Raw genomic sequence first — 6,291 nt, forward strand, 5'->3', positions numbered from 1 at the left:
CGGTGGGATGTTGCGGGCCGGAGCGGCGCCGCGCGGAGCCGCCGGGAGGAATCGGGGTGGACGCCATGGTCCGGAGGACCGAAAGCACCGACAGAACGCTGCTGCGCCGGGCGGTGGCGGCAGCCGCGGCGCTCGCCCTCGCCGCACCGCTGACCCTCGGCGCCTCGGGAGACGCGGGAGCGGCCGCGGGCGCGTGGGCGGTCTCGGCCCGCCCGATCGTCTTCGCCCGCTACGACGCGGCGGCGCCCGTCGAGGACCTGTACGCGATCGCCCCGAGCGGCGGCAAGCCGGCCAAGCTCACCCACACCCCCGCCGTCAGCGACGTGATGCCCGACTGGTCCCCGGACGGCAAGCGGGTGGCGTTCCTCCGCTACGGCTCCGGCGGCGCCGTCGACGGCATCTGGACGATGAACGGCGCGGGCGGCGACCTGAAGTCCGTGCCCGGCACCGCGGGCGCCTCCGACCCGGCCTGGTCCCCGGACGGCAAGCGGATCGCCTACTCCCTGCCCGTCGGCGCCGAGCGCGAGATCTACGTGGCGGACGCCGACGGCACCCCCGCCACGCGGCTTACCCACACCGCGGCGGACGAGTTCCACCCGACGTGGTCCCCGGACGGGAAGCACCTCGCCTTCAGCCGCGCGGACGCGTCCGGAAACAGCAGGCTGATGCGGATCCAGCTGTCCACCCTGGCCCAGACGCCGATCACCGGGGCGGCCTCGCGGGACTGGACGCCCGACTGGTCGCGCGGCAACAGGATCGTCTTCAGCCGCGTGGACTCCACCGGCTTCGCCCACCTCCACGTCGTCGCCCCCGACGGCACGGGTGCGTACCCCGTCACCTCGGCCGCCGCCAACGACAAGTACCCCTCCTGGTCGCCGGACGGCAGGCGCCTGGTCTTCACCCGGGGCGGCACCGACGACGCGGACCCCGAGCACCTCTTCCTCGTCCGGGCCGACGGCACCGGGCTCACCCAGCTCACCAAGACCGACTCGCACGACCTGGAGGCCGACTGGCGCCCGTGACGGGCCCGGCGCCCGCGGCGCGGACGTGACGGACATCGCCGCCCGGGACCCGGGCGGCGGCTCGTAGAGTGCAGCCATGAGCGATCACGCGGTGCTGCACGTGAAGGGGCGGGTGCTCGTCGGCCCGGAGGACGTACGCGACGAACTGTGGTGCGTCGGCGGGCGGATCACCTTCGACCGGCCCGCCGCCGAGGCGGTGACCGTCGAGGGCTGGGCGCTGCCCGGACTCGTCGACGCCCACTGCCACGTCGGCCTCGACCGGCACGGCCCCGTCGACGACGCCACCAGCGAGAAGCAGGCGCTCACCGACCGGGACGCCGGCACCCTGCTGATCCGCGACGCCGGCTCGCCCTCCGACACCCGCTGGATCGACGACCGCGAGGACCTGCCGAAGATCATCCGTGCGGGCCGGCACATCGCCCGCACCCGCCGCTACATCCGCAACTACGCCCACGAGATCGAGCCCGCCGACCTCGTCGCGTACGTCGGGAGGGAGGCCCGCCGCGGCGACGGCTGGGTCAAGCTCGTCGGCGACTGGATCGACCGCGAGGTGGGCGACCTCACCGCCTGCTGGCCGCGCGCCGAGGTCGAGGCGGCCATCGCGGAGGCGCACCGGCTCGGCGCCCGGGTCACCGCGCACTGCTTCGCCGAGGACTCGCTCCGGGACCTCGTCGAGGCGGGCATCGACTGCGTCGAGCACGCCACGGGCCTCACCGAGGACACCATCCCGCTCTTCGCCGAGCGGGGCGTCGCCATCGTCCCGACCCTGGTCAACATCGCGACCTTCCCGCACCTCGCCGACGGCGGCCAGGAGAAGTTCCCCCGCTGGTCGGCCCACATGCGCAGGCTGCACGAGCGGCGGTACGACACCGTCCGCGCCGCCTTCGACGCGGGCGTCCCCGTCTTCGTCGGCACCGACGCGGGCGGCTCCCTCGCCCACGGGCTCGTCGCCGAGGAGGTCGAGGAACTGACCCGGGCCGGCATCCCGCCGATCGACGCGCTCGCGGCCACCGCCTGGCGGGCCAGGGCCTGGCTCGGCCGCCCCTCCCTGGAGGAGGGCGCCCCGGCCGACCTCGTCGTCTACGGCGAGGACCCGCGCGCGGACGTCCGCGTCCTCGCGGCGCCGCGGCGGGTCGTCGTCAACGGCCGGGTGGTCGGCTGACCGGCCGGCCCGTCAGCGGGTGAGGAAGGCGAGCCGGGCCTTCTTCTCCGGGATGAAGACCTCCGGCAGGTCCACCTCGGGCAGCACGACCACCGGGCCCGGCTCGAAGCCGGCCCGGACCATCCGGGCGACGGCCTTCTCGTTGGCGGCGTCCGGATCGACCACGATCCGGGTGCGGTCGCGCAGGGCGAAGTCGATCAGCGCGACGAGCAGCCGGCCCGAGAACCCGGCCTCCGGCGCGGCGCTGGGCGCCAGGAGCAGGTGGACGCCGATGTCGCCGGGCAGGACCTCGTAGCACTCGCCGACCCGGTCGGCCGCGGGGTCGTACGTCTGGAAGAGGGCGACGGGCTCGTCGTCGCGGGTGACCAGGTAGCCGTGGTGGGTGGTGAGCGAGTCGAGGTGCGCGTAGGTGTCGCGGACCTGCTCGACGCTCGTGCCGCCCATGCCCCAGAAGCGGGCCCGGTCCTCGTTCACCCAGCCGTGGATGAGCGGGGCGTCCCGGTCGGGGTCGACGGGGGCGATGCGGACGGCGCCGAAGCCTTCGAGGGTCCGTTCGTACACGGCGGCGGTGGTGGTCATGCGGATTCCTTCTCTTCGGTGAGCCGGTCCCAGTCGGTGACGACGGGGGCGAGTCCGCCCCGCAGCCACAGGGGGAGCTGGTCGTGGTGGTGCGGGTCGCCGGGGACGCCGGACGCGCCGAACGGCACGATCCAGCGGCTCCGCTCGCGGTCGGCGAGGTCCCAGACGTACCGGGCGGCGGACGCGCGGGCGCTGCGGTCGGTCCACCCGGGCACGCTGGACGTGGAGAGCACGCAGTCGTGGTCACCGCCGAGCCCCGGCCAGCGGTCGTCGTCGGCGTCGGGCAGCGCCTGCCAGGGCGCGAGCCGGTGGGTCGCGCCCCAGGCCGCGGGCGGCGCGCCCGCCCCGACCTCGTCGAGCGCCTCGCGCACGATCCGGTCGACGTCCGCGGCCGGCACGGGACCGGCCGTGAGCAGGGTCTCCAGGGCGTAGGCGACCCGCGGGCCGAGCGCCAGCCAGGGCCGGAACACCTCGGGGTACGCGGCGGGTTCGCGCAGCGCGGCGAACGCCTCGTGGCCGGCCATCCGGCGCACCACGGCCCCGCGCACGGCGGCGTACAGCCCGGCGCCGGTGCTCTCGGCGTCCATCCGCCGGTCCCAGCCGAGCAGCCGCTCGCGGACGGCCGCGGCGGCGGGGGAGAGGCCGTCGCCGTTCCCCGCCACCTTCGCCAGGAGCCGGGCCGCCGAGGGGTTGTCGGTGTCCGCGTGGACGGCGGCGGTCGCCTCCGGGGTCCAGGACGCCGAGGCGTCGAGCAGTTCGGCGATCCGGGCCGCCCGGTGCGGCGGCGCGAACTCGACGCCCAGGGGCGCGGCGAGCCCCCGGGCGTTGGCCATCACCGCGTGGCCGCGCACCTCGGCGCGCGGCAGCGGGGCGGGCGCGGCCTCCCAGGCGTGCACCGGGTCCCAGGCGGGCACGACGCGCAGGGAGTTGGAGCGGTCCCGCACGGGCACGTGGCCGGCGACCCGGTGGAGGAGTCCGCCCGCGGTGTCGGCGGCCTGGACGACGTTCACCGGCTCGACCCAGCCGTCGAGGGCCGCGTCCACGTCGGCGACGGTCCGGGCCCGCAGCAGCGCGGGCAGCACCCCGAAGCCGAGCTCTCCGGTGACCCGGGGCGGATACCGCAGCGCGACCGCCTCCCAGCCGTCGGCGGGGTCGCCGTCGGCGGGCCCGCCGTCCACGCCGATGACCACCGGGCCCCGGTCGGTCTCGATCACCTCGATCTCGACCGGCTCCGCGCCCGCGACCTCGATCGTCTCGGTGTGCGCGGCGGCGGGGCGCCGTCCCTCGGGGCCGACGGCCTCCACGGTCCCGTCGGGGAGCCGGTGCAGCCGCTCCCGGTACAGGTCCTGGTAGTCGGCCATCGCGTTGGTGATGGCCCAGGCCACGGGTCCGGTGTGGCCGAAGTGGGCGAGGCCGGGGACACCGGGCACGGCGAGGCCGACCACGTCGTACGCGGGGCAGGAGAGCCGGATCTGCTGGTAGACGCCGGGGGCCTCGATGAACCGGTGCGGGTCGCCGGCGACCAGGGCCGCCCCGCTCGCGGTCCGTTCGCCGGCCACCACCCAGCCGTTGGATCCCGCCGTGCCGGGGCCGTCCGTCGCGAAGAGCTCCGTCCACTCCTCGCCGAGCCGCCGGGCGACCCGGTCCCGCCACAGCTTGGTGGGGAAGCCGGCGAAGAGGATGTGGGTGGAGAGCCAGACGGCGAGCGGGGTCCAGGGCTCCCACCGGCCGGGCGCGAGTCCGGTCGCCGCGAACTCGGGTGCGCGCCGGGCGCCTTCCGCGAGGCCGTCGTTGACGCCGGCCACGTACGCGCGTACCCAGGCCGCCGTCTCCGCGTCGGTGCGGTCGAGGCGCTCGAAGCAGCGGCGGGCGGTGTCGGCGAGCCTGGCCTGCCGGGCGAAGGTGTCCCAGGGGAGTTCGGGGGCGCCCAGGAAGGCGGCGCTGGTGCCCTGGGCCCGGTGCCGTTCGACCTCCAGCTGCCAGGCGCGGTCGCGGGCGGTGACCCGGCCCTGGGCGAAGGCGAGTTCGTCCGGGTCGGCGGCGCGCAGATGCGGGACGCCCCAGGCGTCCCGGTAGACCTCGATGCTCACGGAGACCCCGATCCCGTCCATGTCCGCGTAGATTTTCTTAGGTAAGGCTGTCCTAAATTAATCTACAGGAGCGGCAGGTCGGTCACGTGCACCGGGTTGACGATCCGTGACGTGGGGGTGCCGTGCGTCGTTCTCATCCAATCCGCACACATCGCCCCGTACGAAAGACGCGGGGCGTGCGGGAACGGTTGTGTCCAAAAGAATCGAAAATGAACACGGAAACCCCCCTTTGGAGTGAACTCACGCCAGGCGACTGTCGGTTCACTCTCCGTGCGTAAAGATTCCGGTGTCTCAAGTCGCCGAGGCCGCGCCGACCCACCGTCCCCGTGGTGAGCGGCCGGCGACGCCATGTCTCCTGTGGGGGTTCCACCATCTTGAACAGCAACACCTTCCGCATGCCCGCACGCCGCACCGCCGCCGCCGCGACCGTCGCCGCGCTGGTCGTCGGTCCCGTGCTCCTCGCCGCCCCCGCGGCGCACGCCACGGGCGGCGAAGGGAGTGCCACCGCCGTCGTCCTGCGGACCGGCCTCGACGTCTCGCTCCTCGGCAAGACGGTCGACGTGCCCGTCCGGGCCTCCCTCAACGAGGTCAAGGCGCCGCGGACGGAGAGCGAGACCGCGCTCTCCGTGAAGGTGCGGGGGGCCGAGGGCGGGAAGCCGATCGACATCCTCGCCGCCGACGTCGCCACCTCGAAGGCCACCGTGGACGAGGACAAGGCCGAGGGGTACGTGAACCTGGTCAAGGTGCGGGTCCACGTCCCCGGCATCCCCGCGCTCTCCCTCGTCGAGGTCGAGAAGGTCACCTCCAAGGCGCTGTGCGAGACGGGCCGGAAGCCGGTCGCCGAGTCCAACGTCCTCGGCCACGTCACCGTCTTCGGCAAGAAGACCACCCTGTCCACCGGCGGCCGGACCCAGGTCAGCGTCCCCGGCGTCGGCGACGTGACCCTCGACCTCTCCCGCACCTCCACGACCTCCCGCACCGCGGCCGCCACCGCGCTCGAACTCAAGGTGGAGGTCAACCCGCTGAAGCTCGGCGTGGCCGAGGTCAACGGCACCGTGACCCTCGCCCAGGCCACCTGCGAGACGCCCAAGGGCGCCGCCCCGACGCAGAAGCCCACCGAGCGGCCGACGGAGCAGCCCAGCGAGCGCCCCTCCGAGCAGCCCACCCAGCAGCCCTCCGCCAAGCCCAGCGACGCGGGCGGCATCAAGACCAACAACGGCGGCACCACGCCCACCGAGAACCTCGCCGAGACCGGCGGCAGCTCCACCACCCCGTACCTCGCGGCCGGAGCCCTCGCCCTCCTCGTGGCGGGCGGCGGCGCCCTCGCACTGACCCGCTCGCGCGCCCGCTCGCGCGACTGACGGCCCGAGGGGGAGGCGCCGGGGGGCGCCGGGGCAGGGGGAAGGAAAGGGGTTCGGGGAGGGCGACGCCGTCGCCC

At 75.1% G+C, this 6,291-nt stretch carries 5 protein-coding genes; 3 read left to right on the forward strand and 2 right to left on the reverse strand.

Features of this window, described 5'->3' with window-relative positions; genetic code table 11:
• The first annotated feature begins 56 nt into the window (after positions 1-56).
• Together ACFCY7_RS02540 and ACFCY7_RS02545 are read left to right on the forward strand one after the other, a co-directional pair.
• On the forward strand, positions 57-1,022 hold the full coding sequence (locus ACFCY7_RS02540; protein ID WP_376480599.1) for a hypothetical protein: 966 nt from the start codon (positions 57-59) through the stop codon (positions 1,020-1,022).
• A 76-nt stretch (positions 1,023-1,098) separates the two neighbouring features.
• The gene (locus tag ACFCY7_RS02545) at positions 1,099-2,184 is read left to right on the forward strand and encodes an amidohydrolase family protein (protein ID WP_376480600.1); all 1,086 of its coding nucleotides are present in this window, start codon (positions 1,099-1,101) and stop codon (positions 2,182-2,184) included.
• A gap of 12 nt (positions 2,185-2,196) precedes the next feature.
• Here the strand turns inward: ACFCY7_RS02545 and ACFCY7_RS02550 are convergent, their stop codons facing one another.
• Positions 2,197-2,763, reverse strand: coding sequence for a GNAT family N-acetyltransferase (locus ACFCY7_RS02550; RefSeq protein WP_376480601.1), 567 nt, complete (start codon positions 2,761-2,763; stop codon positions 2,197-2,199).
• Positions 2,760-4,874, reverse strand: a complete 2,115-nt coding sequence (locus ACFCY7_RS02555) for a penicillin acylase family protein (RefSeq protein WP_376480602.1) — start codon at positions 4,872-4,874, stop codon at positions 2,760-2,762. The genes ACFCY7_RS02550 and ACFCY7_RS02555 overlap by 4 nt, the downstream gene beginning before the upstream one ends.
• Positions 4,875-5,227: 353 nt before the next feature.
• Here ACFCY7_RS02555 and ACFCY7_RS02560 point away from each other — a divergent pair, with 353 nt between their 5' ends.
• On the forward strand, positions 5,228-6,214 hold the full coding sequence (locus ACFCY7_RS02560) for an SCO1860 family LAETG-anchored protein (protein WP_376480603.1): 987 nt from the start codon (positions 5,228-5,230) through the stop codon (positions 6,212-6,214).
• Positions 6,215-6,291 lie beyond the last annotated feature (77 nt).

The organism is Streptomyces sp. NPDC056361 (genome assembly GCF_042262805.1).
Taxonomy (GTDB): domain Bacteria; phylum Actinomycetota; class Actinomycetes; order Streptomycetales; family Streptomycetaceae; genus Streptomyces.

What these genes read in the sequence shown, in the direction of transcription:
- ACFCY7_RS02545 (WP_376480600.1), top strand. Translation starts at nt 1,099, where the DNA reads ATGAGCGATCACGCGGTGCTGCACGTGAAGGGGCGGGTGCTCGTCGGC.
- ACFCY7_RS02550 (WP_376480601.1), bottom strand. Translation starts at nt 2,763, where the DNA reads ATGACCACCACCGCCGCCGTGTACGAACGGACCCTCGAAGGCTTCGGC.
- ACFCY7_RS02555 (WP_376480602.1), bottom strand. Translation starts at nt 4,874, where the DNA reads ATGGACGGGATCGGGGTCTCCGTGAGCATCGAGGTCTACCGGGACGCC.